This is a genomic window from Lysobacter sp. S4-A87 (assembly GCF_022637455.1).
Lineage (GTDB): Bacteria > Pseudomonadota > Gammaproteobacteria > Xanthomonadales > Xanthomonadaceae > Lysobacter_J.
In genome coordinates this window covers 3,449,120-3,475,421 of the sequence record NZ_CP093341.1, presented here as the reverse complement: position 1 = coordinate 3,475,421, position 26,302 = coordinate 3,449,120, and the positions used below count along the sequence as shown (strand labels likewise).

The following is a 26,302-nucleotide window of genomic DNA, read 5'->3' as shown; positions in this document are numbered from 1 at the left end:
GAATGAGCCGGAGCCTGGTGCGGCTGCTACTCGGTCCCCGCTCCTTCCCACCTGCTTCGCGCTTCCAGCAGCGGCGAGCGCGAGGCTCCCGTTGCCAGCCAGGCCCGAAGACCCTGCGGTAGTGCCACCAGTGCCGCTTCGGCGTCTTCGCGTGATGCGAATTCGACGAAACAGCCGCTGCCAGACCCGGTCAGGCGCGGCGAACCGATCTGCGAAAGTGCTGCAAACACCGCCTCTACGGCGGGTTCGCGCACACGCAATACCGGCTCGAACGCATTCCCGAGCGGCACACCCGAAACGAAGTCCGCTATTGTCGCGGGCGCGGCATCACGCGTCAATTCAGGGGTACTGAACAACGCCGCGGTCGGCGCATGCACGCCGGGATCGGCCAGTACGTACCACGCCGGCGGCAGATCGATCGGGGACAGCAGCTCGCCCACCCCTTCCGCCCAGGCGTTATGGCCACGGACGAACACCGGGACATCCGCGCCCAGTCGCAGGCCCAGCCCGGCCAGCCGGTCCACCTCCAGGCAGGTGCCCCACAGGGCATCGAGGGCGACCAGGACGGTCGCCGCGTCGGACGAGCCCCCACCAAAGCCGCCGCCGGACGGAATGCGCTTTTCGACGACGATGTCGGCGCCTTGCGTGATTTTTGCCTCTGATTGCAGCAACTTGGCGGCGCGGACCGTCAGGTCATCGGCTTCCGCCACGCCCGGCGCGCTGGCGCCGTGACGGCAGATCTGGCCGTCGTCGCGGACCCGCAGCCGAATCGAGTCGCCCCAGTCCAGCAACCGGAACACGGTCTGCAGGAGGTGATAGCCGTCGTCTCGACGGCCGGTGATACGCAGGAACAGGTTCAGCTTGGCCGGGGCCGGCCACACTGCCCAGCTCGTCGCCGGGTCGGTTGCTGCCACCTGCGGACTCATTGCCCGGCGCCGAGCGACCACTGATCGACGATCAGGCGGACCTTCGCCTGGCCACGGGTGGCCACCAGCCGGGCCGGCATGACCGGGCCATCGGCGGCCGGCTGCCAGTCCTGGTATTCGATCAGCCAGCCCGCCTGCTGCAGGCGCGACGGCAGGTTGCCTGCGCCGTATTCGATCTTCGCCGGGCCGTATTCGGCCGTGGCCGCACCGATGCCGCGCACCCAGTCCGACAGCGCGCGCACGGGCACGTCCCAGCCGGTGGTTGCCTGCAGCATGGATTCGACATCGGCGCCCTCGCGCGGCCCGCCGTCGACCCCTTCCAGGCGCGCACCGGCGGCGTCGCCGCTGAGGCGCCAGCTCTGTCGGGTGACCGGGGCGCTCAGCGAGATCGAGTAGCGGCCCTTCGTTTCCTGCCAGTCGATGCGGCCACTGCCGCCCTGCTTGCCATTGGAGACGGCGATGCGGCCGGACAGGGTCCAGTCGCCGATGTCACTGCGGCGCTGGTCGTTGGCCTGCGCCTGGACGGGGTCGACAGGCACGGCTGGGGCGCGGGTCGGACTCGACACGCAGCCGGCGAGCATGGCCATCGACAACGCCGCCAGGCACAACGAATCGCGGATATTCATGCGCCGGTCTTCTCCAGCGCGCGCAGCAGCGAGCGATTGTCCGGATCCATCTTGCGTGACTGCTCGAAGTACTTGCGCGCCTCGTCCTTGCGACCGGTCACCCACAGCACTTCAGCAAGGTGCGCGGCGATCTCGGCGTCCTTCTGCAGGGTCAGGGCGCGGCGCAGCTCGATCAGCGCTTCTTCGTTGCGACCCAGGCGATAGAGCACCCAGCCGTAGCTGTCGACGATCGCCGGATTGTCGGGCTCGGCGGTGCGCGCGCGCTCGATCAGCTGCAGCGCTTCCTGGTAACGCGTGGTGCGGTCGGCCAGCGTGTAGCCCAGCGCGTTGAGCGCGGCGACGTTGTCCGGTTCGGCGACTAGGATCTTGCGCAGGTCGGCCTCGGCACGCGCGATGTCGTCATGGCGCTCCCAGCTCAGGGCGCGGGCGTAGAGGATCTCCGGGTCGTCCGGGAACGCAGCCAGGCCGCGCGCATAGACGTCGACTTCGCCGGGCAGGTCCTTGTCCTTCTCGCGCAATGCGGCCTCGAGCAGGTAGGCATCGCGACGGGATTCGTCGTCGACAGCGGCATCGGCCTGCAGCTCGCGCAGCAGCTTGTAGGCTTCGGCGTCGCGGTCGAGCTCGTGCAGCACGTTGGCGCTGCGCAGCCGCGCGGCCCAGCGCTGTTCGCCACCGGGCACGCCGCGATACCACTCCAGCGCTTCGTCGAAGCGATCGAGGAACTCGGCCATCTGGCCCAGCAGCAGGCGGCGCTGCGGATCCGGCTGCGAGGCTCCGGCGCGCAGTTCCTCGTAGAGGCGGGTCAGCGACTGCTTGTCCTCACCCTGGGCCAGCAGCGCGGCGCGCAGGGCATAGGTCTGGTCGTCCTGCGGGCCCTTGGCCAGCACCGCCTCGGCGGACTGGTAGTCGCCCAGGCGGTGGTACTCGTCGGCGATCGCCCGGCGCAGCTCGGCGTCGGTACCCGCCTGCTCGGACAGCGAGGCCAGCAGCTTGCGCGCCTCGTCTTCCTTGCCGGCCTCACGCAGCTGGCTGGCGCGCAGCAGGCCAACGCGGGCCTCGCCGGGGAAACGCTCGACCACTTCGGCCACGATGCGCTCGACCAGCTCTGGCTGCTCCAGCCCCTGGGCCAGGCCACCGAAGGCCAGCCAGGCGGGCAGCTTGTTGGGAATGCTGCCGTCCTTGACCAGCCGCTCCAGCAAGCGAGCCGACTGCTTCGGGTCGCGCGCGCCGCCACTGAGCACGCCCAGCGCCTGGCGCCAGCCGCTGTCGCCCGGGGCGGACAGCAACTGCGTCAGGTATCGGCGGGCGGCACGTTCGTCGCCGCGGCGGATCGCCAGGACCGCTTCGGCGGCGGCCAGGTTGAGGCCCTCACCCCCCTGCTTGCGCCACAGGTCCAGGGCCTCGGCGGCGCGCTTGTCGTCCTTGGCGAGCAGGGCGATGCGGGTCGCGCGCTCGGCGAGGGCGACGTCGTCGGCGGCGCGGGCGGCGTCCAGGTAGGACTGGGCGGCCTCGTCCAGCCGCCCGGACTGCAGGGCGAACTCGCCGGCCAGCAACGGCTCCAGCGAAGCGGCGGTGGGGTCGGCGACCGGGCCGGGCCGGGCCATTTTTTCCGCGGCGGCCAGCGGTTCGGCGGCCAGCAGGGCGACAAGGATGAAACATAGCGTGCGCAAGGCAACGGGCATCGATCAAGCCTGCAGGTCAACCGGGACGGGACGGGGCCGGTAGAATGTCGGCCTCCGCGGTAGCCAGCAGCTTATCGCAAGCACCTGAACGGAAGAGGCCCCAGTCGGCGAAGTCCGGCGCGTTTGAAATGAGTTTGTTCGTACTAGGCATCAACCACCAGACCGCGCCGGTCAGCCTGCGCGAGCGCGTCGCGTTTTCGGCCGACTCCGTGCCGGCAGCGCTCGATGCGCTGCGCGCGTTGCCGCAGGTCAGCGAGGTCGCACTGCTGTCGACCTGCAACCGCACCGAGCTCTATGCGGTTGCCGATGACGACGGCCAGTCCCTGGCCGACTGGCTGGCCACCCACCCCGACGAGGTCGGCGACCTGCATGCCTACCTGTACCGCCATCGCGATGCCGATGCGGTGCGCCACCTGTTCCGCGTCGCCACGGGACTGGACTCGCTGGTGCTCGGCGAGCCGCAGATCCTGGGCCAGGTGAAGGACGCCTGGGCCACTGCGCGCAGTGCCGGCAGCCTGGGCAGCCAGCTCGACCGACTGTTCCAGCACGCCTTCTCCACCGCCAAGCGCGCGCGCACCGATACCCGCATCGGCGCCAACCCGGTGTCGGTGGCTTCGGCGGCGGTGCGCCTGGCGCAGGAATCCTTCGCCCGCCTCGAGGATTCTACCGTGCTGCTCATCGGCGCCGGCGAAACCATCGAGCTGGCCGCGCGCCACCTCGTGCAGGCGCGCGCGAAACGCCTGCTGGTGGCCAACCGCACGCTGGCCCACGCGCAGGAACTGGCCACCCGCCACGGTGGCGTCGCCCTGCCCCTGGGCGAGCTCGACAAGCACCTGGGCGAGGCCGACGTGGTTATTTCGGCCACCGCCAGCCGAGACCCGATCCTGCGCAAGGCCAATGTCGCCGCGGCACTGGCGACGCGCCGGCACCGGCCGATGCTGCTGCTCGACCTGGCCGTGCCGCGCGACATCGCCGCCGACGTCGCCGAGCTCAAGGACGTGTTCCTGTACACCGTCGACGACCTGGAACGGGCGATCGAGGACAACCGCCGCAGCCGTCGCGAAGCGGCGACCGAAGCCGAGGCCATCGTCGAGATGCAGGTGGCGCGCTTCACCGAGACCATCGCCGCCAGCACCCGCACCGCGCCGCTCAAGCGCCTGCGCGCGCACGGCGAGTCGGCCAGGGCCGATGTGCTGGCCCGGGCGCAACAGCAACTGGCCGCCGGCCAGGACCCGCAGGAAGTGCTGAACTTCCTCGCCCACACGCTCACCAACCGCCTGCTGCACGCACCGACCGTGGCGTTGCGCGAGGCGGCACTGAGTGGGAACGTCGAACTGGCGCGTGCGGCAGAGAAGCTTTTCCCCGAGAGCGAACCCGGTGCCGGGAATGACGAGCAGCGCGAAGCCTAGCGACCTTCACGGCCGCGGTACTGCCTGCTCCCTTCCTCCACACCCGGTTCGCCCATGACCCCTACCCTGCGCCGCAAGCTCGAAGCCCTCGTCGAACGCCGCGAAGAACTCGAGCGGCTGTTGTCGGACCCCGGCGTCATCGGTGATGCCGATCGCTTCCGCAAGTTCTCGCGCGAGTTCGCCCAGCTCGAGCCGGTGGCCCATGCCCTGTCCGCCGAGGCGCAGGCCAAGCGCGACCTGAGCGCGGCCGAGGGCATGCGCAACGACCCGGAATTGGCCGAACTGGCGGAAGAGGAAATCGCTTCCGCCAACTCGCGCCTGCTGCAGCTCGAAAGCGAACTGCTCGCCCACCTCGTGCCGAAAGATCCGCGCGACGACGGCGACATCTACCTGGAAGTGCGCGCCGGCACCGGTGGCGACGAAGCGGCGATCTTCGCCGGCGACCTGTTCCGCATGTACGCGCGCTACGCCGAGCGTCAGGGCTGGAAGGTGGAGATCGAGTCGAGCAGCCCCGGCGAGCACGGCGGCTTCAAGGAAGTGATCGCGCGCGTGGAAGGGCGCGGCGCCTATTCGCGCCTGAAGTTCGAATCGGGCACGCACCGCGTGCAGCGCGTGCCGGCGACCGAGTCGCAGGGCCGCATCCACACCTCGGCGGCGACGGTGGCGATCATCGCGGTCGAGGCCGAGGGCGAACCGATCGAGATCAGTCCGGCCGACCTGAAGGTCGATACCTTCCGCTCCAGCGGCGCCGGCGGCCAGCACGTCAACAAGACCGAATCGGCGATCCGCATCACCCACGTGCCCAGCGGCGTGGTCGTGGAATGCCAGACCGAACGCAGCCAGCACGCCAACCGCGACAAGGCGATGAAGCGCCTGGTCGCGATCCTGGCCGAGGCGCAGGCAGCCAAGGCCGCCGCCGCGCAGGCCTCGATCCGCAAGCTCCAGGTCGGCAGCGGCGACCGCAGCCAGCGCATCCGCACCTACAACTTCCCGCAGGGCCGCATCACCGACCACCGCGTCGAAGGCCTCACGCTCTATGACCTGCCCAACGTGATCGAGGGCGATCTGGAGGAACTGCTCGGACGCCTGCAGCACGAGCACCAGGCCGACGAACTGGCGCGGCTGACGCACGACGCCTGAGTCGGGCTGGACCATGCCGCGACACGGCACGGCGAGGTGACGCGGGCGTGGACGACAACGGCGCTACACTCGCGGCCAACCGGCCACGACACGGTGCCCAGCATGGCGGATGAACCCACTGCGCCCCCAACAGCCGCGCCTCCGACTCCCGCACCTCCGGCAAAGGACATCGACGCGGTCTTCCGCAACGGGTCGATGACCGTGGTCGGCGTGCTGGCGGCCTTCTCGCTCGGCATCCTCACCCAGTGGACGGACGATCCCGAGCCCTGGCACCTCACCGACATTGGTGTCGTGACGCCAATGGTGGCCGGCATCGCGGCGCAACTGGTGGCGCTCAAGCGGCTGCTGCATCCCGATTCGCTGCAGGCGTCGCAATACTCGCGGGCGATCCGCATGTTCCTGTGGGGACTGGGGCTGCTGGCGGCCGGCGTGCTGATCGGCGTGATCCAGGACGGCCTCGCGGCACTCTAGCCGGACGGTCCGCGGCAGAGAGACGACATTGCGGGCCGCGCGTGTTGTCTACAATCGCCGACACCTCGTGCCCAAGGAATCGCCATGCCCCTCGAGATCAGGCGCGCCACGCTCGGCGACCTCGACCAGCTTGCACCGCTGTTCGACGCTTACCGCATGTTCTACGAGCAGCCGCAGGATCCGGCACTGGCACGCGGGTTCCTGCACGATCGCATCCAGCGCGACCAGTCCGTCGTCCTGCTGGCGATGATCGACGAGGCAGCCGTCGGCTTCACCCAGCTCTACCCGACGTTCTCTTCGGTGCGCGCGGCACGGGTGTGGGTGCTCAACGATCTGTACGTCGCCCAGGGTGCGCGCCGGCAAGGCGTGGCGCAGGCGCTGCTGACGGCCGCCGCGATGTTCGCGCGCGATGACGGCGCGATCCGCCTCGAGCTGGAGACAACGCCGGACAACCGCAACGCCCAGGCCCTGTACGAATCCGGCGGCTGGCAGCTGTACGACGGCACGCTTCGCTATCACCTGGCCCTGGTCTGATCCGTGCACAACGATCCGCGCATCGAATTGCGCCGCGCACTCGAGCGCAATCCCGGCGATGGCTTTGCCTGGATCCTGCTGGCCGAACATGAGCTCGATCGCGGCGATGCCGCCGCCGGCGCGATGGCTGCGCAGCGCGCACTCGCGCTGAGGCCCGGCCATCCCGAAGCGCTGGCGCGACTGGGGCGCGCGCAGTGGATGCAGGGCCAGCGCGGCGAGGCTGTCGCCAGCCTGCGCGCGGCCGCGGCCAATGCGCCCGATCATCCCGGCATCGCGGTCTGGCTGGGGCATGCGCTGGAAGACGCCGGCGAGGCCGAAGCCGCATCGCAGGCCTACGCGCGTGCACACGCGCTGGCCCCGGACGAACCGCAACTGGCCGCCTACCTGCTGGCCTGGCGGCGCAAACTGTGTGACTGGCGCGATCTCGACGCGCTTGCGCGCCAGGTCCGCGATGCGGTCAACAACGGCAGCGCATCGGTCGAACCGTTCGCCTTTCTCAGCGAGGACGCCAGCGCCCTGGAACAGTTGCGCTGCGCGCGCCTTCGCGCGGGTGTCGTAGCCGCGGCAGTGCGCACGATGCCGCCACCGGAGGCCGCGGCCGCCGGGCCGATCCGCGTCGGCTTCCTTTCCAACGGTTTCGGCGCACATCCGACCGGCCTGCTCACGGCGGCGATGTTCGAACGACTCAAGGCGCAGACGGACATGGAGATCCACCTGTTCGCGCTCAACGACGACGACGGCAGTCCGATCCGCCAGCGCCTGCAGGCCGCCGCCCACACATTGCACGATGTCTCGATGCGCGCGCATGCGCAGGTGGCGACGGCCATCCGCGCGGCCGGCATCGACGTGCTGTTCGACCTGCGCGGCTGGGGCGGCGGTGGCGCGCCGGAAGTACTGGCGATGCGACCCGCGCCGGTGCAGGTGAACTGGCTGGCCTACCCAGGCACGTCCGGCGCACCCTGGATCGATCATGTGCTGGCCGACCGCTTCGTGCTGCCGGAAACGATGGCGCACGCCTTCAGCGAGAACGTGGTGTGGCTGCCGCGCTGCTTCCAGCCGTCCGATACCACGCGCGCGCTCCTGCCGCCGCCGTCGCGCGCGCAATGCGGCCTTCCCGAGCGCGGCACCGACGGCGAAGGCGTGGTGTTCTGCTGCTTCAACAACAGCTACAAACTCAACCCGCGCAGCGTGACGCGCGCATTGGCGGTGCTGCGCGACGCGCCCGGCAGTGTGCTGTGGCTGTTGTCGGGACCGGGCCACGCCGACGCGCGCCTGGGCGATGTTGCGCGCATGCAGGGAGTCGATCCCGCCCGGCTGGTGTTCATGCCCAAGCAACCGCACGCCGAGTACATGGCCCGGCTGCAGCACGCCGACCTGTTCCTCGACACCGAGCCCTACAACGCCCACACCACCGCATCGGATGCCTTGTGGGCCGGGTGTCCGGTACTGACGCGACCGGGCGAGACGTTCGCGGCGCGTGTTGCCGGCAGCCTCAATCATCACCTCGGCATGATGGACATGAATGTCGCCGACGATGCGGCATTCGTGGCGCGCGCGGTCGCGCTGGGGAGGGATCCGCGCGCGTTGGATGCGCTCAAGGACGAGCTGGCTCTTCGACGAAGCGAGAGCGGCCTGTTCGACATGGGCGGCTTTGCGCGTGACTTTGCCGACGCGGTGCGCGCGATGGCGCGCCGGTAGCCCGGGTAAGCGCAGCGCACCCGGGGACCGTCAATCCCGGGTGCGCTGCGCTTACCCGGGCTACGGAGGCGGGGCCGCAAAGGTGAGCACCGCCATCACACAGGCAATCGGTTAGGCTCGCCGCCATGACTGCCGAACACGACCTCATCCCCCTGAATCTTTGCGTGCTGACCGTCTCGGACTCGCGCACCCTCGCCGAAGACAGCTCCGGTGACTACCTGGTGCAGTCGCTGACCGACGACGGCCACCGGCTGGCCGATCGCAAGCTGCTGCCCGACGACCGCTACCGCCTGCGCGCCATCGTGTCGAAATGGATCGCCGACGACGATATCGACGGCATCCTCGTCACCGGCGGCACCGGCTTCACCGGGCGCGACTCCACGCCCGAAGCCCTGCTGCCGCTGCTCGACAAACAGATGCCAGGCTTCGGCGAACTGTTCCGCGCCATCAGCTACGAAGAGATCGGCACGTCCACCGTGCAATCGCGTGCCTTCGCCGGCCTGGCCAACGGCACGTTCGTGTTCGCCCTGCCGGGCTCGACCTCGGCGTGTCGCACCGCCTGGGAGAGGATCATCCGCAACCAGCTCGACGCGCGTACCCGGCCCTGCAACCTCGCCACGCTGCGCCCACGCCTCAAGGAACGCTGACCCGCACGCCCATCGATCGGGTTCAACCACCGGAGCCAGACCATGCCGTTGGACACCACCCTGCAACTGCTCGCCAGGGCCCGCGGCCTGAGCGCAGCCGACATCGCCACCGCCATACCGCGCGCCGGCGTCGCCACCGTCAGCGCCTGGCTCCGGGGCGAGAAGATGCCCGGCAAGGAACAGCTCGACGCACTGGCACGCGCCTTCGGCGTGCCGGCGGGCGCCCTGCTGGCCGAACTGGCCAGCACGCTCGACCCGGCCCGCACCCAGGGCGAACACGACCTGCTCAGCGCCTACCGTGCCCTCACCACGCGCCAGCAAGGCGCGCTATTGGAAGTGGCGCGCAGCATGGCCGGCGCCGCCAGCGCCAATACCGCCAAACGTCGTCGAGGGAGCAAGTGATGGCCGGCCTCAAGCGCAAGGAATACGAAGCCCTGCTCGAACCGCTGCAGATCGAGCTGGCGAACATGGCGCGCTGGCTCAAGCACAACGGCCGTCGCCTGGTCGTGCTGTTTGAAGGTCGCGACACCGCCGGCAAGGGCGGCGCGATCAGCGCCATCTCCGAGCACCTCAACCCGCGGCAATGCCAGGTGGTCGCGCTGCCGAAACCGACCGAACGCGAAAGCGCGCAGTGGTACTTCCAGCGCTATGTGCCTTACCTGCCCTCCGCAGGCGAGATCGCCCTGTTCGATCGCAGCTGGTACAACCGCGCCGGCGTCGAACAGGTGATGGGGTTCGCCGAGGATGCGCAGGTCAAGGCCTTCCTGCGGCAGACGCCGACCTTCGAAAAGCTGCTGGTCGACGACGGCGTCCTGCTGTTCAAGTACTGGCTGTGCTGCGACCAGGACGAACAGGAACAGCGCTTCCTCGAGCGGCTCGACGATCCGCTCAAGCGCTGGAAGCTGTCGCCGATCGACTTCGAGGCGCGCAAGCGCTATGACGCCTACACGCAGGCGCGCGAGGCCATGCTCAAGGCCACCCACACCCGGCATGCTCCCTGGACGCTGGTCGACTTCAACGACCAGAAGCGGGGGCGGCTGACCCTGATCCGCGACCTGCTCGACCGGCTGCCCGACACGCATGTCGGTGAGGAGCCGATCGTGTTCGAGCCGTTGGCGGGGAAGGCGAAGAAGGAACGGTACGGGGTGATCAAGCCGATCCGGACGATCAAGGGCTAGGCGATCCGGGGGGCGTTGAGGGATTGCGGGCGGTTGTCCCGGGTGCGCGTTGCTTACCCGGGCTACGAGATCACGAAGGTTTCGCCGGCTTCGTTGTCCAGCGCTGCCAGGCGCTCGAGGTCGTCCACCTGCGCCATGGCCGGGCCTTGCCGCAGCCACGCGGCGAGCCGGTCGAGTGCCACGTCGTCACCGGCCGCGAGCACTTCGACACGGCCGTCCGGCAGGTTCCGGGCGAATCCGCGCAAGCCCAGCGCCAGTGCCTGGTCGCGGGTCGAAGCGCGGAAGAACACGCCCTGCACGCGACCACTGACGATGAAGCGCGCCGCGCTCATGACTTCGTCGCAGCGGCGGCAGGCTGCGCCTGCGGGCCGCCGGCCTTGGCAATCGCCGCCTCGATGTCGTGCGCGGTGACCGGGCCGAGGAACTTGTCGGCAACCTTGCCGTCGGGGCCGATCAGGAAGGTCATCGGCAAGCCGCGCGGGGTCTCGAAGGCCGCCGGCGGATTGAAGGTGTCGACGATCGCGACCGGGTACGACACCGGGTGCTTGATCAGGAAGGCGCGCATGTCGGCCGGCGCGATTTCTTCATAGGCCAGGCCCAGCACTTCGACGTGCTCACGCATCGCGTCGAGCGCCGACAGCTCCGGCATTTCCTTCAGGCAGGGCTTGCACCACGTCGCCCAGAAGTTCACCACGACCCACTTGCCCCGATGTTCGGCGAGGTCGTACGGCTTGCCATCGACCGTGGTGATCTTCAGCTCGGGCGTGTCGGAGGGAGCCGCCGGCGTGGCCGGAGCCGCCGGAGCAGCAGGTGCGGCCGGCGCCCCGGGCTTCGCAGGTGCCTGCGCTTCCGGCGCGGGCGCCGGCTTCTGGCAGCCGGCGAGCAGCAGCATGGCCAGGACCGTGGCGGCGCACGCCTTGGCACGGGTGGAGACATGCAGGGAGAGCAGGCGGCTCGACATCGGACTAGACCTCTTCGGAATGGATGGTGGACGCGCGGCGCTTGAGCAGCTCGCGCAATGGAATGCGAAGTTCATCGAGAACGGCAATGGCGGAGCGGCCCAGCGCATCGTCGCGGCACGGCAGCACCGCTTCGGCGATCGGGATGCGCAGGTTGCACGCCTCGTACAGCTCGGCCAGGGTCAGCTCGTCCAGGTCGCGGGTCAGCAGCCATTCGCCATTTTCGGCGCGCCGCACGACGTTGATCTCGTCGAGCTGGGCGAGCATTTGCTGGACCAGCGCATCGGTCAGCATCGGCTCGAGCTGTTCGATGTCGTCGATGTGCAGGCCGTTGCCCTTCCTGCGCGCCTCGTTGAAGCGGCCCAACAGGCGAAGCAGGCCGTAGATCTCATGGCCCAGCGGCAGGCGCATGCTCGCCGGCTGGTAGCGGAACGCCGACATCGACGAGGCCAGCGACGCGCCGAGCAGGATCGCTATCCAGCTCAGGTAGATCCACAGCAGGAAGATCGGGACGAAGGCGAGCGTGCCATAGATCTTCGAATACGAACCGAAGTTGCCCAGGTACAGGCCGATGCCCCACTTCACCGACTCGAACAGGAACGTCGCCAGCATCGCGCCGGCAATGGCGTGACGCCACTGGATCGTGCGGTGCGGCACCACGCGGTAGATCGCGGCGAAGGCCAGCAGCTCGATCGCGATCGGCGCCAGGCGCAGCAGCATCTTCTGCAGGAGGTGCCCGGCCTCGGTCTCGAAGACGGACATGGCGAAGAATCGCGCCGAGATCGCCAGGCTCGCCGCGGCCATCAGCGCGCCCAGGGTCAGCACGGTCCAGTAGACGAGGAAGCGTCCGACCTTCGGCCGCCCGGTCTTGACCCGCCAGATCCGGTTGAAGGTCGCCTCCACCCCATTGAGGGTGATCAGCAGCGACACCACCAGGGCGATCACGCCGGCCGCGGTGAGCTGGCCGGCATTGGCCGAGAACTGCTTGAGGTAGGACTCGACCGAGCGGGCGGCACTGGGGACGAAGTTGGAGAAGATGTAATCGCTGAGGCGATCGCTCCATTCCCCGAAGACGGGGAACGCCGACAACACGCCGAACACCACCATCGACAGCGGCACCAGCGCGAACACCGTCGTGTACGACAGCGCGCCGGCGGCCTGGAACAGGTTGTCGTCGAGGAAGCGTTTGGCGAGGAATCGGAAGAAGGTGCCCGCACGTGCGCGGTCACGCGCTCGCTCGCTCCAGCGGTTCAAGGTGTTCAGCGGCTCCATCGGGCGGAGGGTAACCGATGCGCGGGGAGCGCGGGGTCACGGGGCCGGGCATGTGCGCCCGGTCACGTCGGACCGCCACTTCCACTATCCTTCCCGCCTCACGCCTCACGAACCAATGCGATGACCGAGATCCTGGTGCTCTATTACAGCCGTGGCGGCTCAGTGGCGCGCCTGGCGCGGCAGATCGCGCGCGGCATCGGCGAGGTCGAAGGCGTCGGCGCGCGCATCCGCACCGTGCCGCCGGTGGCGGCGGTGACGCAGACCGCGGCGCCGCCGGTGCCGGACGATGGCGCCCCCTACGTCGAGGCCCGCGACCTGGTCGAGTGCGCGGGCATCGCACTGGGCAGCCCCACCCGCTTCGGCAACATGGCCGCACCGGTCAAGCATTGGCTCGATGGGCTCGGCGCCGAATGGGCCAGTGGCACGCTGGTCGACAAGCCCGCGGCGGTGTTCACCTCCACCGCGACGATGCACGGCGGCCAGGAATCGACCCTGCTGACGATGATGGTGCCGCTGCTGCACCACGGCTGCGTGCTGATGGGCATTCCGTACACCGAACCGGCACTGACCAGCACGCGCAGCGGCGGCACGCCGTACGGCGCCAGCCACGTCGCCGGCAGTGGCGACGACCCGCAACCCAGCGACGAGGAAGCGCAGCTCGCACGCGCCCTCGGCCGTCGCCTGGCGATGCTGGTCGCGAAGGTGGCCGCATGAGCGCGCGCTGGGTATTGATCGTGGCGCTGCTGGCGCTGGCGTCGGTGTTCGTGGCCTGGTTCGCGCCGCAGCCATCGCCCTGGGTCGCCCTGGCCGTGTTCGCGCTGCCGCCGGTGCTGCTGGCAGTCGCGGCGCTGCGCGGCAACCGCAAGGCGTCCTTCTGGGCCGGGGTGTTCGCGCTGGGCTGGTTCAGCCATGGCGTGATGGTGGCGTACTCCCGCCCCGGCGAACGCGCCCATGCCACGGCCGAGATCGTGCTGGCACTGGTGGTCGTCTTCGCCGGCAATCTGCCCGGGCTGCGGGCGCGGTTCGCGCGCAAGCGTTGAATCGGCTGACCTGGCGGGAGAGACCGGCGGCGGCCGTATAGCGGCCGTATAATTGCCGACATCTCCCCCAGCGCGCGCATCACGATGGATCAGCTCTGCATCGTCACCACCGGCGGCACGATCGACAAGATCTACTTCGACGACAAGTCGGACTACCAGATCGGCGAGCCGCAGATCGGCGGGATCCTGCGCGAGCTGGGCGTCGCCTTCCAGTTCAACGTGATCCCGATCCTGCGCAAGGACTCGCTGCACATCACCGCCGAGGACCGCCAGCTGATCCGGGCGACCATCGCCGCACAACCGGCGCGCCACGTGCTGATCACCCACGGCACCGACACGATGGTGGAGACCGCCAAGGTGCTGTCGAGCCTGGGCGACAAAGTAATCGTGCTGACGGGTGCGCTGAGCCCGGCCCGTTTCCGCGGTTCCGATGCCGAGTTCAACGTCGGCTGCGCGGTCGGCGCGGTGCAGTCGCTGCCGCCGGGCGTCTACATCGCCATGAACGGACGCATCTGGGATCCGACCAGGGTCCGCAAGAACGTCGCGGCCAACCGCTTCGAAGCGGACTGATCGCTGGCCGCGCATCAGAATCGACAACGCCCCGGCAATGCCGGGGCGTTTTTCTTCCAGGGACGCATGTCGCACCTGCGAATCCAGGCGCTGCATGTGTCGGCTAGTCCACCGGAACCGGCGGCAATGGCGCGATGGTCGCATCCAGCGCCGCCTTGGCATTGACGATGCCGGCACCAATCGGCCGTGACGGCCTGGCCCGGGTGGCCTTTGCCGTGGACTTGACCAGCGCTTCCACCTGCGCCGGCGTCTTCGGCGTACCAGCGACCGACTGGATGATCGCAACAACGCCGGTGACGTGTGGCGCTGCCATCGAAGTGCCGCTGCGCGTGCCGTAGATCTCGGTTTCGGGCCGGGTACTGCCGCTGTTGAGCGTCGAAAGAATGTGCGAACCCGGTGCGGCCACGTCGACCTTCCCTCCGTAGTTGGAGAAACCTGCCCGCCTGCCAGGCCGCGTGGTTGCCGCCACCGCGATCACGTTGTCGCAACTGGCCGGCGATGATCCCGCAACGTCAGCCGATTCATTGCCTGCCGCAACCACTATCGTCGTGCCGCGACTGACCGCGCTGTCGATTGCACGCTGGTAGGTACGGCCGCAGCTCGCGCGATGGCTCAGGCTGAGGTTGAGTACTTCGGCCGGATAGGGGTTTTCCGGGACGCCGGCGACAGCCCCGCCGGAGGCCCAGATGATCGCGTCGGCAACGTCCGAAACGTGACCGCCGCACGTACCCAGAACGCGCACCGGCACGATCCAGCCGGAATGCGCGACCCCGGCGACACCCTTGCCATTGTTGGTGACCGCAGCGATCGTGCCGGCGACGTGTGTGCCGTGCCAACTGGATGCCCGCGCGGGACGCCCCTCGCCGCACTGCCCGGCCCGTTCCCAGTCGCCGGGGTCGGACGGATCGCCGTCGCGTCCATCGCCATCGTTGGAGGACCGGGTGCTGCTGATGAAGTCGTAGCCGGGGCGGACGTTCTCGTCGAGATCGCTGTGCCGCGTGATGCCGGTATCGAGCACCGCGACCACCGTTCCGGAGCCGTCGCTGAGGTCCCAGGCCTCATCGGCGTCGATGCCGTTGTTGCCCCAGTAGGACCATTGGCGCCGATATCGCGGATCATTCGGGGTCAGCGCCGGCCGGACGATGTGGTCGACCTCGACGTATTCGACACCGGGATCGGCGGCGAACTGGCGCATCAGCGATTCGGCTTCGACGCGGTCGAGGCCGCGGTCGACGCTCACCACATCGGCGCCAGTGGCGATGCGGTGCAGGCGCTTGAGTGCCATGGCGTTGCCACGCCCGCGCGGCGTCGCCATTGCCTGAAGCGACCGTTGCAGCGCCGCGGGACTGGAATGGGCGGCGCTGTCGTCGCGATATTTGACGATGAAGCGATCGTAGCGATCACCGGAATTCATGCCGCTCAAGTTCAGGCGTGACTGCTGCGCTGACGCCGGAGCGGCGTGAGCCAGCGCCACTGCAAGCGCCCCACACAGTAGCTGGACACGAAACGAACGTGCTCGAAGGACTGACATGGTGTTGGATCCCCTTGTATCTAACCTTGCATCGAACTGCGAGTTGGCAGCCGGTCACGTGAGGGCACCGGCTGTGCGCACGACAGACGTCGACGTCTCACTCGAGTGCGGACATCGCCGGCCATCACGCAGATCGAAATGGAAAGGGTGAATGCCCCGTTTCCGAAGGCCTCGCGGGTGGCCGGTCCCGGACACGCGATGCATGTACCGGGAACGAGCGGCCCCACTCCGCTGAGTGCAATCTAGCAACGCGGGCCACCCACGCAACACCGCGCAGCGGCGCACCTGGACGGTATCGAACCCCCCGGAAGGCTCTGCGAAAAGCCGCCTGCGAGCGCCCCCGACACATTGGCGAAGCCCGGCTGGCATGACATCGATTTGATCGCCTCGATGCCGAACGACTAGCGACAACCCGAGCACATCCATCGACGCCAGAATGAAACGCGCCCCGGCCAGGACCGGGGCGCTGAGCAATTTCGCGATGACTCGCAGCCTGCAAAACGGTGCAGTCGCTGCCGCCGGGCGTCTACATCGCCATGAACGGACGCATCTGGGATCCGACCAGGGTCCGCAAGAACGTCGCGGCCAACCGCTTCGAAGCGGACTGATCGCACGACTGGCAGCAATCGCCCGGAAGCGCGCGGGATGCAAGAAACACCCCGGTATCAGCGGGGTGTTTTCTTGTCCATGGGCTACCGGACCGCTGCATCCACTGCCGATTTCGCATTGACGATGCCAGCTCCGATGGGCTCAGCCGGTCGTGACTTGGCACGTGACGCGGTGTGTTTGATCAATGCCTCGACCTGCGCAGGCGACTTGGGCGTGGCCACCGCCGACTGGATGAGCGCCACGACGCCGGCAACGTGCGGTGCGGCCACCGAGGTGCCGTCCGCGCTGCCATAGTCTTCTCTTTGGGGCTTCGTTTCGCCGCCGTTGGTCGTCGACAGAATGCCAATGCCGGGCGCCGCGATGTCGACCTTCGATCCATGGTTGGACGAACGCGTGCGTCGGCCCAACCGGTTGGTCGCCGCCACGACAATCACGTTGTCGCAGCTTGCCAGCCGCTGGCCGGAGACGTCCGTCGAACCGTTGCCGGCGGCAACGACCAACGTCGTCCCGCGGCTGACCGCGAAGTTGATCGCGCCTTGGAAGGTCGCGCTGCACTGCCCGGGACGCTGGAGGCTCAGGTTGATCACTTCGGCCGGATTGGCGTTGGCCGGAACTCCGGGGACGTCTCCTCCCGACGCCCAGACGATCGCGTCTGCGATGTCGGATTCAAAGCCACCGCAGGTGCCCAGCACGCGTACTGGCACGATCCTGGCAGCGGGGGCGACACCGGCTACTCCCTTGCCATTGTTGGTGACCGCCGCAATGGTGCCAGCCACATGCGTGCCGTGCCAGCTTGAGTCCCTCGCAGGACTCCCAGCTCCGCATTGCCCTGCCCTGACCCAGTCACCCGGATCAGAGGGATCGCCGTCGCGTCCGTTGCCATCGTTGGAAACGTCGGCGCGGCTGATGAAGTCGTACCCTGGCAGCACGTTCCCATCGAGATCACTGTGCCTCGTGATGCCGGAATCGATCACCGCCACTACGGTGCCGCGACCATCGCCGCGCCTCCAGGCCCTGGCGGCATCGATGCCATTGATTCCATGCAGCCCCCACTGGGATACGTAACTGGAATCCTTGGGCCGCTTGGCCGGCAACATGAGGTGATCGACCTCGACGTACTCCACGCTCGGATCGCTGGCGATCTGGCGCATCAGCGACTGCGCATCGACCCGGTCGAGCTTGCGGTTGACGCTGACCACATCTGCGCCCGTGGCAATCCGGTGAACGTGTTTCAAGGCCATGGCGTTGCCTCGCCCCTGCACGGACGATACGGCGTGGAGCGACCGCTGCAGTGCGGCGGAATCGACCTGGGCGGCGCTGCCGTCGCGGTACTTGACGATGAAGCGGTCGAAGCGGTCGCTGGCGCCCATGCCGGACAGATTCAGCCGCGAATCCTGTGCCGATACCGGAATGGCGACCGGCACGGCAATCACCAGTGCCGCGCACAGGCAGCGGGCACGGAACGAACGTGAGTGATCTACTGACATTTTGGGAATCCCCTTGTATCGAACTGCGGGAAGACAGCCGGCCCCACGCAGGCGGCATTCGGCTGAACGCAACACAGGAACGTCGACGCCACAGTGGAGTGCGACATCGCCGGCCATCACGCAGATCGAATGGAAGGAAAGGGTGAATGCCCCGTTTCCGAAGGCCCCGCGGGTGGCCGGTCCCGGACACGCGATGCATGTACCGGGAACGAGCGGCCCCACTCCGCTGAATGCAATGTAGCGGCGCAGCCAAGCGCGCAACACTGCGCACTGCGGCATCGCGCGCGGCATCGAAGATCCCGGCCGGCCCTGATGGCTGCTGCGCTGGAGCGATCCGCGACACAACATCGATGCAACGGCTGGCATGACAGCAACCGTTGTCCGCCCCAGCCCACAATGGGCTCCGCCAACCTTGGAACATTCATGGGCGTCGGGCAGAAAAAAGCGCCCCGGCCGAGACCGGGGCGCCAATGGTGTTTCGTGATCGCGCGAAAGGCGGCCGATCAACTCAGAACGTCACGCTCCAGCTGTTGATGTAGCCGGTATCGCCACCGGCGTTGTCGTTGACGCGCAGCTTCCACGTGCCGTTGAGCGGCTCGCTGGAGAGATTCAGCGTGACCGTCTTGTTGACGTTGTCGGCACTGCCGCCGGTACGGTTGTGGATGTTGTAGAGCGAGCCATCCGGCGCAACCAGATCCACCTTCAGGTCACCCTGGTAGGTGTGCACGATGGCGACCGTCACCGATGCATTGCTCGGTGCGTTGCCGGTCCGGCCCGACACGGTGACCGGGCTGTCGACCGTGGCGTTGTCGCTGATGGTGAAGTCGGCGGTGTTGCTGTAGGTCTGCGTGCCGCCGCCACCGCCGGTGGTGTAGCTGCCGGTCAGCGACAGGCCCGAGTACGCCGCGTAGCCGCGCACCAGCACGTAGTACTTGCCGGTCTGGGCGGTGGCGATGTTGCAGGTCTCGGCGTTGCTGCTGCTTTCGGACTTGCAGTCGAACGTCGTGGTGGTCGGTGCGCTGCCGAACTTGACGTACAGGTCGGCATCGCCGGTACCGCCGCTGGTGACGAACTTCAGGCCGGTGGCACCGGCGGGCACGTCGAGCGAGTAAAGCTTGTCGCTGCCGGCGGCGCCGCTGACGCCGGTCACGGCAACGCCGTTGGTCAGCGGCGTGGCGGTCGGCGGCGGCGTGGTGCCGTTGGTGGCATCGACCACGGCCTTGGCGTTGAGGATGCCAGGGCCGATCGGCTGCGAGGGCGTCGACGGGAACGCGGTGACGTTGCCCTTGATCAGCGCCTCGACCTGCGCCGGCGTCTTCGGCGTGGTGGCCACGGACTGGATCAGCGCCACTACGCCGGCAACGTGCGGGGTCGCCATCGAGGTGCCGTTGTAGGACGCATAGGTCTCGGCGCCCGGCGTGGTGGCACCGCTGTTGAGCGTGGACAGGATGTTCGAGCCCGGTGCGGCGATGTCGATCAGCGAGCCATAGTTGGAGAAGCTCGAACGTGCGCCGGTGCTGGTGATCGAGGCCACGGCGATGACGTTGTTGCAGTTCGCCGGCGAAGCGTTGGAGACGTTGGTGTTGTCGTTGCCGGCGGCGATGACCAGGGTGGTGCCGCGACCGACCGCGCCGTTGATGGCGGTCTGGGTGGTGGTGCCGCAGGCACCGCTGCCGCCGAGGCTGAGGTTGATGACTTCGGCCGGATTGGCATTGGCCGGTACGCCGCTGACGGTACCGCCGGATGCCCAGGTGATGGCGTCGGCGATGTCGGAGTCGTAACCGCCGCAGGTGCCGAGCACGCGCACCGGGACGATCTTGGCGCCGTACGCGACGCCGGCCACGCCCTTGGCGTTGTTGGTCACCGCGGCAATCGTGCCGGCGACGTGGGTGCCGTGCCAGCTCGAGTTCTGCGCTGCGTGGGTGCCGCCGCACTGGTTGGCGGTGACCCAGTCGCCCGGATCGCTCGGATCGCTGTCGCGGCCGTTGCCATCGTTGGACACCGCCGTGTCGATGATGAAGTCGTAACCCGGCAGGATGTTGGCACTGAGATCGCTATGGCTGGTGATGCCGGTGTCGAGCACCGCGACCACTGCGCCGGCGCCGTTGGTGACATCCCAGGCCAGGTTGGCCTTGATGCCGTAGGTGCCCGAATAGCCCCACTGCTCGCTGTATCGCGTGTCGTTGGGGGTCAGCAGCGGCTTGTTGAGCTTGTCGACCTCGACGTACTCGACGCTCGGATCGGCAGCGATCTGGCGCATCAGCGTCTCGGCCTCGACGCGGTCGAGCTTGCGCGCGGCGCGGACCACGTCGGCACCGGTGGCGATGCGGCGCACGTGGGTCAGGCCGACGACCTTGCCGGCCGAGCTGATCGCGCTGCGCATCGTGGCAGCGTTGGTCTGGGCGGCACTGCCGTCCTTGTACTTGACGATGAAGCGGTCGTTGCCGCTGTCGGCCTGCAGGCCGGAGAGATTGATGCGTGCCTGTTGCGCCAGGGCCGGTGCGGCGAAGCTGGCGGAAATCGCGACGACGGTGGCGACGGAGAGTGCGTGCATGCGGATGCGACGCGAGTGACGATCGGACATCGGATGGAACCCCCAAAGTCAGGAACTTCGTGATGGTCGGGTCCGGCCCGTGGAAGCGGATCCATCGCCGCGAATTCATCGCCGCGAGATCACCACGCCGGGGCCGGGCACGTTCGGCGGTCCGCCACGTCGAGGTGGCGACCGTTTGATGCCTGCAACCACGACCGCAGCGGGCTGCGGTCAACCGGGCAGCACGAACGCAGGGCGGTCACCTGGTCGGGGCTTGAGCCCTCATGGCGGTGACGGCGAGAGTGCGTGCTGCCAGGTCCTGCGCCCCGGCGTCCGGAAACCGCGCGACGAGGCCGAGAGCAGCCCCCTCCGCTCTCAAACCAGCTCAACGCAGCAATACCGGGACCCCCTACCGCCAATCGAATGAACAGGATTGGCAAAGTCACGGAAATGAGAAGGCCATCGCGTTCAGCCTTTCCGGCTGCGCATTCAGCTTGGATGGCGTAGCCCGGGTAAGCGGAGCGCACGGGGGGACAGACACGCGTTTACCCGGGTGCGCTTCGCTTACCCGGGCTACGGGGGACTCAAGGGGGCTTCAGAACATCCCGGTTTCGAGGCGGGCCGCTTCCGACATCATGTTGCGGTTCCACGGCGGGTCGAAAACGAGCTCGACGTCGGCCTCGGCCACGGTCGGGATCATCTCGAGCTTGTCGCGCACGTCGGCGACGAGGATGTCGCCCATGCCGCAGGCGGGCGCGGTCAGGGTCATGCGCACTTCGACGCGGCGCTTGCCCGCCTGCTCGGGATGCGGCTGGATGCTGGCCTCGTAGACCAGGCCCAGGTCGACCACGTTGATCGGGATCTCCGGATCGAAGCAGGTGCGCAGCTGGCGCCACACCAGTTGCTCGACGGCCTCGTCGTCGGCGCCCTCGGGCAACTCCAACGGCTCCGGCGGTTCCTTGCCGATGGCGTCGGCATCCCGTCCCGCGACGCGGAACAGGTTGCCTTCGACGAACACGGTGTAGCTGCCGCCAAGGCCCTGGGTGATATAGCCGATGCTGCCCGCGGGCAACGTCAGCTGTTCTCCCTGGGGGACCATGACAACGGCGCAATCGCGCTCGAAACGGACGGGTTCGCTGCTGCGGGAATACATGCCGGATAGATTGGGGTGCCGCGACCCGGCACAAGGTCCGCGATTCTAAACTGTATGGCCTAAGGGTATGGCCGCCCGGCTATGCTGTTGCATTGACCGTCCGCCGAGTTGTCGATGACCCCACCCGCCCCGCCTGCCCGCCGCGTCTCGTGGTTTTCGTGGTTGCTTTTGCTGCTGGGCGCCTGCGGGTTTGCCGCCGTGTGGGTGCTGCTGAGCCTGTACACCGGCCGCCAGAACGGCTGGATGGCCGTGCTGGGCGCGCTGGACATCGCCCTGATGCTGCGCCTGGGCGGCTGGCGCCCCGGCCCGAAGCGGCTGCTGGCGGGGGTGATCGCCACCGCCGCGATAGTGGTCGCCGCCAACTGGTTCATCACCGCGACCCAGCTCGGCGCGATGCTGGGGATGCCACCGTGGGACTCGGCGATGCGGCTGGGGATCCACCATGCGTGGATCCTGGTGCAGCTGGCCAATGGGGTCGCCGACCTGGCCTTTATCGTGGCGGGGCTGGTGGTTGCGGGGTGGCTTTCGCGTTGAGGCGTCTGCTTCCCGGGTGCGCTGCGCTTACCCGGACTACGGCCAGCGGCTAGGGGGATTCGTCGAGGCAGGTCTCGAAGACGGCCACGGCTTCGTTGATCTCCGCCACCGACAGCGCGCCGTAGCCGAGCAGCAGGCCGGCCCGGTCCGGTGGATCCAGGTAGTACGGCCGGATCGGATACAGGCCCAGGCCGAGGCTGCGTGCGCGGGCGATGAACGCCTCGCCCTGCTCCGCGCTGCGACCCTTCAGCCAGACCACCAGGTGCATGCCGGCACGCGAGTCGTTGATCTGCAGTCGTCCCCGGCTGCAACGCTGCAGGCCATTGAGCAGTGCCGCGCGGCGTTCCTTCAAGGTTTTCCAGGTGCGCCGCAGGTGGCGCTCAAAGCCGCCGTCGGCGATGAACCGCGCAAGCGCGGCCTGCTCGATGCCGCACGAGCCGAAGTCGTCCTGCCACTTGGCGTTGACGTAGTCACCGCGCAGCCCTGGCGGCACCACCAGGTAACCCAGCCGCAGCGACGGGAACATCACCTTGGAGAACGTGCCGACATAGATCACCCGGGCGCTGTCGTCGAGTGAGCGCAATGCCGCCAGTGGCCGCGCGTCGTAGCGGAACTCGCCGTCGTAGTCGTCCTCGAGGATCCAGCTGCCATGCCGGCGGGCGTAGTCGATCAACGCCAGCCGGCGTTGCAGCGACAGCACCGCGCCGCTGGGAAACTGGTGCGAAGGAGTCACGCACACCAGCTTCGGTGCCGGCACGGGCAGGTCGTCGCAGACCAGGCCCTGTCCGTCGACGCCGACAGTACGCACCTTCGCACCGTGGATCTGCAGGGCTTCGCGCATCGCCGAGTAGTGCGGCTCTTCCAGCACCACCTCATCGCCCGGATCGAGCAGCACGCGCGCCGTCAGCGCCACCGCCTGCTGGGTGCCGTGGACGATGACCACGTCCTCGGGCTGCGCCTGCACGCCACGGCGGCGGCCCAGGTAGTCGCATACCGCTTCGCGAAGCGCCAGCAGCCCCTGCGACGGCGGATAGGTCGGCGAGGTGTAGGCAGCGGCGTGTGCCAGTTCGCGCGCCCAGGCGCTGGTCAGCGCCGGATTGGTCAGCGGCACCCCGTACTGGAAGGCATAGCGCACGCCCGGCACGGCGCGTCCGGGGATGCGCAGGTGGTCGTGGATGACGCGCGCGCGGCGGGCGAATTGCGACTGCGCCGGCAAGGGCGCGTCCACCGGATGCATCGGCCGCGCCGATTGCACTGGCGGGGTGACGTAACTGCCCGATCCGACCCGTCCATCGACGAAGCCCTCGGCGCGCAGCTGGTCGTAGGCGGCCAGCACGGTGTTGCGCGAGACACCCAGTTCGCGCGCCAGCTGCCGGGTCGCCGGCAACCGCGCGCCCTGGCTCACCCGGCCGGCGAATACGGCGCTCTTGAGGGCGCGGGTCAGCTGCGCGTGCAGCGGACCGCTTCCGTCGAGTTGCAGGTGCATGGCCGGCCTCCTGGAGGGGCATGGCGGATTGGCCCCATTCAAGCCCGATGAATTGGACCTTGCCAGTGCCACTTTGCCACGGCTCCATAGGGCCAATCCCGTGCGAATGGACCCGACCATGAAAGTGCCCGCCCGCGACCATGCCTCCCCGACCGCCACCCCGTGGGAACGGCCCGCGGCCTGGGCCTGGATTCTGCTCGGCGGCCTGACCGTCGGCGCCTTCGACCTGATGTTCGCGATGATCTGGTGGGCGCCCCTGGGCACCTCCCCGATCCGCATTCCGCAGTCGGTCGCGGCCTGGCTGATCGGTCGTGACGCCGCCTTCGCCGGCGGCGCCGCCACGGCCCTGTTCGGGGCGGCGGTGCACTTCTACCTGATGACCGCGATCGTCGCGATCTACCACGTCGCCAGCCGCGGCCGGCCGTGGCTGCTGCAGCATCCGCTGCGCAACGGCATGCTCTACGGCGCGCTGTGCTACGTGCTGATCCACGTCATCGCCGTGCCGATGTTCTCGGCGGCGCCGCCGCGGCGGTTCCTGCTGGACTGGTCGATCGCCTGTCTGCTCGCGCACATGCTGCTGGTGGGCGTCCCCTGCGCGTTGTTCGCGCGCAGGTGGCACCGGACCGACGACTAGCGCTCGTTACCGCGGCCAGCGGAAGTAGCCGGAAACGCGCCGAACTCGCCGTTGGCCAGCCGTTCCGGCGAATTGCCTGCCGCATCTTCGGCGCGCATGTCCGCTCCCTTGGCCCCAAGCGCCTCAAGCACGTCCTTGCGACGGAACAGCGCCGCATACATCGCGGCAGTCTGGCCGGCATTGTTGCGCTGATCCGGCGCACACTCGGCGCGCAGCAGGCGACGCGCGATCGACAGCTCTCCCTTGAAGATCGCACCCATCAGCGCGGTATTGCCGCGCTTGTCCTGCGCACACGGGTCCGCGCCAGCCGCCAGCAACTGTTCCACTGCCGCCGCATGCCCATGGTAGGCGGCAAGAATCAACGCCGTGTATCCCTTCTCGTCGCGGACATCGAGGTCGAAGCCTGCGGCAATGAATTCATCGAGCATGGACTGATGGCCGCTGCGCGCGGCGTCGAAGAAATAGCCTTGCAACTGCGTGCGCAGCTGCGTTGCCTGAAGTGCTTGCGCGTCGCCGGACTTGCCCGGCTGTGCGCAGGCGCCGCCGGTGGCAAGCGCCAGCAATAAACCCAGGAAGACATGGGAGCAGTGGTAAGTGCGCACATTGATTCTCTGTCAAGGCGCGCACCGCGGCCCGCCGCGGTGCGCGAGGGGAAACGCCCTCAGTCCTGCAATGCCGCGGCCAACTCGCGGACGCGGGCGAGATCGCCCTTGGCCTCACGACTGACGCCGGTGCCGTACTGCGGATCGGCCTTGTACAGGAACGAAAGGATGATGTGCTTGCTCTCATCGTCGCTACCGGCCAGCGACTGGCCAAAGCTGCGAATCAGATCCTGGCGTTCCTTCGCGCTGAAGGATCGATACAGGTCTCCTGCCTGCTTGAAGTTCTGCTCGCGCCGGATCTTCGCCTGCTGGGTGCTGCCCGTCAGCGGCAACTGGCTCGGGCGCGCGCTGCCCTCTTGTGGTCGCGGTTGCAGTCGGCTCGGCTCGTAGTTGACCCCGCTGGCGGTGCGACCGTTGTTCCCCGATCCATCCTGGTTGACGTTGTGGACAGCCACCCTCGGTCGATTGATCGGCAGCCCCAGCCCATTGGCCCCGAGGCGATAGATCTGGGTGTCGGGATAGGCGAACAGTCGTCCCTGCAGCAAGCGGTCCTCGGACGGCTCGATGCCCGGCACCAGGTTCGCTGGCGACAGCGCGACCTGCTCTGTTTCCTGGAACACGTTGTCGACGTTCCGGTTCAACACCATCTCGCCGATCTTCCGCTCCGGCACGCCGGGCCAGACCTTCGTGGCGTCGAGCGGATCGAAGTCGAACTTCGCAAGGTCCTCAGGTGCCAAAACCTGGATCATCAGGTCCCATCGCGGGTACTCACCGCGCTTGATCGATGAGACCAGGTCGTTGGTCAGATGGCTGTAGTCGCGCCCCTGGACCTTCTCAACCTGTTCCGGATCGAGGTTCCGGATCCCCTGCAGGGACTTCCAGCGGAACTTGACGTAGCTCACTTCGCCGGCGGCGTTGACCAGCTTGTAGGCATGCACCCCGTTACCGTCCATGAAACGGTAGCCAGCGGGAGTTCCGTCGTTGGAGTACAGCCGGGTCAACGTATGGGTCGACTCTGGCACGTGCGAGAAGAAGTCGAAACGGCGCGAATCGTCGTCCAGGTTGGTGCGCGGCTCGGGCTTGACCGAGTGCACCATGTCCGGAAACTTGATCGCGTCACGGATGAAGAAGGTCGGAAAGTTGTTGCCGACCAGATCCCAGTTGCCCTCGCTTGTGTAGAGCTTGACGGCGAAGCCATGCGGGTCACGCAGGGTCTCGGGCGAATGATTGCCGTGAACGACCGACGAGAACCGAACGAAGACGGGTGTCCTCGTGCCCGGCCGGAACACCTGCGCCTTGCTCAGCCCGGAGATGTCCTGCGTCGCCACGAACTCGCCATGGGCGCCGGTGCCGCGGGCATGGACCACGCGCTCGGGAATCCGCTCGCGATCGAAACGCTGAAGTTTCTGCACCAGCTGCACGTCCTGCAGCAGCGTCGGCCCGGTTGCGCCGGCCGTCTGCGAATTCTGGTTGTCGCCAACCTTTGCGCCGCTGTCGAGGGTGAGCATCGACTGTGCGCTGGCCGTCTGGACCAGGGTTGCGGGCAACAACAGCAGCAGCGCGAGGTTCGAATGTCGTCCG

25 protein-coding genes and 3 pseudogenes are annotated in these 26,302 nt (G+C 68.1%); 14 read left to right on the top strand and 14 right to left on the bottom strand.

Going from position 1 to position 26,302, the window contains the following annotated elements; all coding sequences use genetic code 11:
* Positions 1-26 precede the first annotated feature (26 nt).
* The 3 genes from ispE to MNR01_RS15630 are packed head-to-tail and all read right to left on the bottom strand — an operon-like array spanning position 27 to position 3,234.
* The gene (gene ispE / locus MNR01_RS15640) at positions 27-926 is read right to left on the bottom strand and encodes a 4-(cytidine 5'-diphospho)-2-C-methyl-D-erythritol kinase (protein WP_241918673.1); all 900 of its coding nucleotides are present in this window, start codon (positions 924-926) and stop codon (positions 27-29) included.
* Positions 923-1,552 carry a lipoprotein insertase outer membrane protein LolB gene (gene lolB, locus MNR01_RS15635; protein WP_241918672.1) on the bottom strand — a complete coding sequence of 210 codons (630 nt, stop codon included), beginning with the start codon at positions 1,550-1,552 and terminating at the stop codon, positions 923-925. The genes ispE and lolB overlap by 4 nt, the downstream gene beginning before the upstream one ends.
* On the bottom strand, positions 1,549-3,234 hold the full coding sequence (locus MNR01_RS15630) for a tetratricopeptide repeat protein (RefSeq protein WP_241918671.1): 1,686 nt from the start codon (positions 3,232-3,234) through the stop codon (positions 1,549-1,551). The genes lolB and MNR01_RS15630 overlap by 4 nt, the downstream gene beginning before the upstream one ends.
* 128 nt (positions 3,235-3,362) lie before the next feature.
* Here MNR01_RS15630 and hemA point away from each other — a divergent pair, with 128 nt between their 5' ends.
* From hemA to ppk2, 8 genes are all read left to right on the top strand, one after another.
* On the top strand, positions 3,363-4,643 hold the full coding sequence (gene hemA, locus MNR01_RS15625) for a glutamyl-tRNA reductase (protein WP_241918670.1): 1,281 nt from the start codon (positions 3,363-3,365) through the stop codon (positions 4,641-4,643).
* Between the two features lie 54 nt (positions 4,644-4,697).
* A complete protein-coding gene (gene prfA / locus MNR01_RS15620) occupies positions 4,698-5,783 on the top strand; it encodes a peptide chain release factor 1 (protein WP_241918669.1) in 1,086 nt (361 codons plus the stop codon).
* A 195-nt stretch (positions 5,784-5,978) separates the two neighbouring features.
* A complete protein-coding gene (locus tag MNR01_RS15615; protein ID WP_241918668.1) occupies positions 5,979-6,254 on the top strand; it encodes a hypothetical protein in 276 nt (91 codons plus the stop codon).
* A gap of 84 nt (positions 6,255-6,338) precedes the next feature.
* On the top strand, positions 6,339-6,788 hold the full coding sequence (locus MNR01_RS15610; RefSeq protein ID WP_241918667.1) for a GNAT family N-acetyltransferase: 450 nt from the start codon (positions 6,339-6,341) through the stop codon (positions 6,786-6,788).
* Between the two features lie 3 nt (positions 6,789-6,791).
* The gene (locus MNR01_RS15605) at positions 6,792-8,486 is read left to right on the top strand and encodes a UDP-N-acetylglucosamine-peptide N-acetylglucosaminyltransferase (protein WP_241918666.1); all 1,695 of its coding nucleotides are present in this window, start codon (positions 6,792-6,794) and stop codon (positions 8,484-8,486) included.
* A 125-nt stretch (positions 8,487-8,611) separates the two neighbouring features.
* Entirely contained in the window at positions 8,612-9,133 is a 522-nt protein-coding gene (gene moaB / locus MNR01_RS15600) for a molybdenum cofactor biosynthesis protein B (protein ID WP_241918665.1), read from the top strand.
* Positions 9,134-9,175: 42 nt separating this feature from the next.
* Complete coding sequence (locus MNR01_RS15595; protein ID WP_241918664.1) at positions 9,176-9,535, top strand: helix-turn-helix domain-containing protein; 360 nt, start codon at positions 9,176-9,178, stop codon at positions 9,533-9,535.
* Entirely contained in the window at positions 9,535-10,311 is a 777-nt protein-coding gene (ppk2, locus tag MNR01_RS15590) for a polyphosphate kinase 2 (RefSeq protein WP_241918663.1), read from the top strand. Before MNR01_RS15595 ends, ppk2 begins: the two co-directional genes overlap by 1 nt.
* 62 nt (positions 10,312-10,373) lie before the next feature.
* On the opposite strand, the gene MNR01_RS15585 is transcribed toward ppk2, so the two are convergent.
* Genes MNR01_RS15585 through MNR01_RS15575 form a run of 3 tightly spaced genes read right to left on the bottom strand, consistent with a single transcriptional unit; the run spans position 10,374 to position 12,542 of the window.
* Positions 10,374-10,643, bottom strand: a complete 270-nt coding sequence (locus tag MNR01_RS15585; RefSeq protein WP_241918662.1) for an acylphosphatase — start codon at positions 10,641-10,643, stop codon at positions 10,374-10,376.
* Positions 10,640-11,272 carry a TlpA disulfide reductase family protein gene (locus MNR01_RS15580; protein ID WP_241918661.1) on the bottom strand — a complete coding sequence of 211 codons (633 nt, stop codon included), beginning with the start codon at positions 11,270-11,272 and terminating at the stop codon, positions 10,640-10,642. Before MNR01_RS15580 ends, MNR01_RS15585 begins: the two co-directional genes overlap by 4 nt.
* Positions 11,273-11,276: 4 nt before the next feature.
* Positions 11,277-12,542 (bottom strand): YihY family inner membrane protein, encoded by a 1,266-nt coding sequence (locus MNR01_RS15575; protein WP_241918660.1) that lies wholly within the window; start codon positions 12,540-12,542, stop codon positions 11,277-11,279.
* Positions 12,543-12,662: 120 nt separating this feature from the next.
* Between MNR01_RS15575 and wrbA the strand changes: the two genes are divergently transcribed.
* From wrbA to MNR01_RS15560, 3 genes are all read left to right on the top strand, one after another.
* Entirely contained in the window at positions 12,663-13,256 is a 594-nt protein-coding gene (gene wrbA, locus MNR01_RS15570; RefSeq protein ID WP_241918659.1) for an NAD(P)H:quinone oxidoreductase, read from the top strand.
* Complete coding sequence (locus tag MNR01_RS15565) at positions 13,253-13,582, top strand: DUF2069 domain-containing protein (RefSeq protein WP_241918658.1); 330 nt, start codon at positions 13,253-13,255, stop codon at positions 13,580-13,582. The genes wrbA and MNR01_RS15565 overlap by 4 nt, the downstream gene beginning before the upstream one ends.
* Before the next feature lie 84 nt (positions 13,583-13,666).
* Entirely contained in the window at positions 13,667-14,152 is a 486-nt protein-coding gene (locus MNR01_RS15560) for an asparaginase domain-containing protein (protein ID WP_241918657.1), read from the top strand.
* Positions 14,153-14,255: 103 nt separating this feature from the next.
* On the opposite strand, the gene MNR01_RS15555 is transcribed toward MNR01_RS15560, so the two are convergent.
* Positions 14,256-15,566 (bottom strand): S8 family peptidase, encoded by a 1,311-nt coding sequence (locus tag MNR01_RS15555; protein ID WP_241918656.1) that lies wholly within the window; start codon positions 15,564-15,566, stop codon positions 14,256-14,258.
* A 620-nt stretch (positions 15,567-16,186) separates the two neighbouring features.
* On the opposite strand from MNR01_RS15555, the pseudogene MNR01_RS15550 reads away from it, so the two are divergent.
* Positions 16,187-16,291: pseudogene (locus tag MNR01_RS15550) on the top strand (asparaginase); the annotation flags it as partial.
* Positions 16,292-16,375: 84 nt separating this feature from the next.
* Here MNR01_RS15550 and MNR01_RS15545 read toward each other — a convergent pair.
* From MNR01_RS15545 to sufT, 4 genes and pseudogenes are all read right to left on the bottom strand, one after another.
* Positions 16,376-18,070, bottom strand: a complete 1,695-nt coding sequence (locus MNR01_RS15545; protein WP_241918655.1) for a S8 family peptidase — start codon at positions 18,068-18,070, stop codon at positions 16,376-16,378.
* 217 nt (positions 18,071-18,287) lie between these two features.
* Positions 18,288-18,518, bottom strand: a pseudogene (locus MNR01_RS15540) (proprotein convertase P-domain-containing protein); the annotation flags it as partial.
* A gap of 132 nt (positions 18,519-18,650) precedes the next feature.
* Positions 18,651-20,333: pseudogene (locus MNR01_RS15535) on the bottom strand (S8 family peptidase); the annotation flags it as partial.
* A 574-nt stretch (positions 20,334-20,907) separates the two neighbouring features.
* Complete coding sequence (gene sufT, locus MNR01_RS15530; protein WP_241918654.1) at positions 20,908-21,465, bottom strand: putative Fe-S cluster assembly protein SufT; 558 nt, start codon at positions 21,463-21,465, stop codon at positions 20,908-20,910.
* A gap of 114 nt (positions 21,466-21,579) precedes the next feature.
* On the opposite strand from sufT, the gene MNR01_RS15525 reads away from it, so the two are divergent.
* On the top strand, positions 21,580-21,999 hold the full coding sequence (locus MNR01_RS15525) for a hypothetical protein (RefSeq protein ID WP_241918653.1): 420 nt from the start codon (positions 21,580-21,582) through the stop codon (positions 21,997-21,999).
* Positions 22,000-22,048: 49 nt separating this feature from the next.
* On the opposite strand, the gene MNR01_RS15520 is transcribed toward MNR01_RS15525, so the two are convergent.
* Positions 22,049-23,485: a PLP-dependent aminotransferase family protein gene (locus MNR01_RS15520; protein ID WP_241918652.1), complete on the bottom strand. Its 1,437-nt coding sequence runs from the start codon at positions 23,483-23,485 to the stop codon at positions 22,049-22,051.
* Between the two features lie 118 nt (positions 23,486-23,603).
* Between MNR01_RS15520 and MNR01_RS15515 the strand changes: the two genes are divergently transcribed.
* A complete protein-coding gene (locus MNR01_RS15515) occupies positions 23,604-24,119 on the top strand; it encodes a hypothetical protein (RefSeq protein ID WP_241918651.1) in 516 nt (171 codons plus the stop codon).
* On the opposite strand, the gene MNR01_RS15510 is transcribed toward MNR01_RS15515, so the two are convergent.
* Both MNR01_RS15510 and MNR01_RS15505 read right to left on the bottom strand, forming a co-directional pair.
* A complete protein-coding gene (locus MNR01_RS15510; protein WP_241918650.1) occupies positions 24,116-24,721 on the bottom strand; it encodes an ankyrin repeat domain-containing protein in 606 nt (201 codons plus the stop codon). The genes MNR01_RS15515 and MNR01_RS15510 overlap by 4 nt on opposite strands.
* A 59-nt stretch (positions 24,722-24,780) precedes the next feature.
* The gene (locus tag MNR01_RS15505; RefSeq protein WP_241920653.1) at positions 24,781-26,229 is read right to left on the bottom strand and encodes a catalase; all 1,449 of its coding nucleotides are present in this window, start codon (positions 26,227-26,229) and stop codon (positions 24,781-24,783) included.
* Positions 26,230-26,302 lie beyond the last annotated feature (73 nt).

What these genes read in the sequence shown, in the direction of transcription:
- MNR01_RS15630 (WP_241918671.1), bottom strand. Translation starts at nt 3,234, where the DNA reads ATGCCCGTTGCCTTGCGCACGCTATGTTTCATCCTTGTCGCCCTGCTG.
- MNR01_RS15525 (WP_241918653.1), top strand. Translation starts at nt 21,580, where the DNA reads ATGACCCCACCCGCCCCGCCTGCCCGCCGCGTCTCGTGGTTTTCGTGG.
- MNR01_RS15555 (WP_241918656.1), bottom strand. Translation starts at nt 15,566, where the DNA reads ATGAATTCCGGTGATCGCTACGATCGCTTCATCGTCAAATATCGCGAC.
- MNR01_RS15515 (WP_241918651.1), top strand. Translation starts at nt 23,604, where the DNA reads ATGAAAGTGCCCGCCCGCGACCATGCCTCCCCGACCGCCACCCCGTGG.
- hemA (WP_241918670.1), top strand. Translation starts at nt 3,363, where the DNA reads ATGAGTTTGTTCGTACTAGGCATCAACCACCAGACCGCGCCGGTCAGC.
- MNR01_RS15575 (WP_241918660.1), bottom strand. Translation starts at nt 12,542, where the DNA reads ATGGAGCCGCTGAACACCTTGAACCGCTGGAGCGAGCGAGCGCGTGAC.
- moaB (WP_241918665.1), top strand. Translation starts at nt 8,612, where the DNA reads ATGACTGCCGAACACGACCTCATCCCCCTGAATCTTTGCGTGCTGACC.
- MNR01_RS15585 (WP_241918662.1), bottom strand. Translation starts at nt 10,643, where the DNA reads ATGAGCGCGGCGCGCTTCATCGTCAGTGGTCGCGTGCAGGGCGTGTTC.
- MNR01_RS15520 (WP_241918652.1), bottom strand. Translation starts at nt 23,485, where the DNA reads ATGCACCTGCAACTCGACGGAAGCGGTCCGCTGCACGCGCAGCTGACC.
- MNR01_RS15505 (WP_241920653.1), bottom strand. Translation starts at nt 26,229, where the DNA reads ATGCTCACCCTCGACAGCGGCGCAAAGGTTGGCGACAACCAGAATTCG.
- MNR01_RS15565 (WP_241918658.1), top strand. Translation starts at nt 13,253, where the DNA reads ATGAGCGCGCGCTGGGTATTGATCGTGGCGCTGCTGGCGCTGGCGTCG.
- wrbA (WP_241918659.1), top strand. Translation starts at nt 12,663, where the DNA reads ATGACCGAGATCCTGGTGCTCTATTACAGCCGTGGCGGCTCAGTGGCG.
- ppk2 (WP_241918663.1), top strand. Translation starts at nt 9,535, where the DNA reads ATGGCCGGCCTCAAGCGCAAGGAATACGAAGCCCTGCTCGAACCGCTG.
- MNR01_RS15595 (WP_241918664.1), top strand. Translation starts at nt 9,176, where the DNA reads ATGCCGTTGGACACCACCCTGCAACTGCTCGCCAGGGCCCGCGGCCTG.
- MNR01_RS15615 (WP_241918668.1), top strand. Translation starts at nt 5,979, where the DNA reads ATGACCGTGGTCGGCGTGCTGGCGGCCTTCTCGCTCGGCATCCTCACC.
- MNR01_RS15560 (WP_241918657.1), top strand. Translation starts at nt 13,667, where the DNA reads ATGGATCAGCTCTGCATCGTCACCACCGGCGGCACGATCGACAAGATC.
- MNR01_RS15580 (WP_241918661.1), bottom strand. Translation starts at nt 11,272, where the DNA reads ATGTCGAGCCGCCTGCTCTCCCTGCATGTCTCCACCCGTGCCAAGGCG.
- ispE (WP_241918673.1), bottom strand. Translation starts at nt 926, where the DNA reads ATGAGTCCGCAGGTGGCAGCAACCGACCCGGCGACGAGCTGGGCAGTG.
- MNR01_RS15545 (WP_241918655.1), bottom strand. Translation starts at nt 18,070, where the DNA reads ATGCCGCGCGCGATGCCGCAGTGCGCAGTGTTGCGCGCTTGGCTGCGC.
- sufT (WP_241918654.1), bottom strand. Translation starts at nt 21,465, where the DNA reads ATGTATTCCCGCAGCAGCGAACCCGTCCGTTTCGAGCGCGATTGCGCC.
- prfA (WP_241918669.1), top strand. Translation starts at nt 4,698, where the DNA reads ATGACCCCTACCCTGCGCCGCAAGCTCGAAGCCCTCGTCGAACGCCGC.
- MNR01_RS15610 (WP_241918667.1), top strand. Translation starts at nt 6,339, where the DNA reads ATGCCCCTCGAGATCAGGCGCGCCACGCTCGGCGACCTCGACCAGCTT.
- lolB (WP_241918672.1), bottom strand. Translation starts at nt 1,552, where the DNA reads ATGAATATCCGCGATTCGTTGTGCCTGGCGGCGTTGTCGATGGCCATG.